The sequence below is a fragment of the Salinimicrobium oceani genome (genome assembly GCF_012037645.1).
Genome location: NZ_JAAVJR010000577.1, coordinates 1 through 464 on the forward strand (window position 1 = coordinate 1; position 464 = coordinate 464).

The 464-nt window shown below is 47.6% G+C and carries 1 protein-coding gene; it reads left to right on the top strand.

Annotation, left to right across the window (positions count from 1 at the left end; genetic code table 11):
• Positions 1-464 (top strand): competence/damage-inducible protein A (locus HC175_RS18330; RefSeq protein WP_168139675.1); only part of this gene is annotated, 464 nt, incomplete at both ends.

The following is a 464-nucleotide window of genomic DNA, read 5'->3' on the forward strand; positions in this document are numbered from 1 at the left end:
TTAAAGAAGCTTCAGAAAGGGCAGATGTAGTAATCCTCACCGGAGGGCTTGGCCCCACGAAGGATGACGTCACCAAGTACACTTTTACCGAATATTTTGAGGATAAGCTGGTGCTCAATGAGGCTGTGCTTAAGCATGTAGAGGAGCTTTTTGAAAAATATAAAAAAACACCCGTTTCAGACCTAAACCGGGAGCAGGCTATGGTGCCGTCTAAAGCCAAGGTGCTGCACAATAAGAACGGTACGGCACCCGGAATGTGGATGGAGCAGGGGAAGAAGGTCTTTATTTCTTTACCCGGCGTGCCTTATGAAATGATCGCGCTGATGGAGGAGGAGGTGATTCCACGACTTCAGGAGAAGTATGACCGACCTTTTATCTACCACAAAACTATTCTCACCCGGGGAGAAGGGGAGAGTGCCATTGCCAATAAACTTGCAGGTTTTGAAGAAAAGCTGGCCACTCAT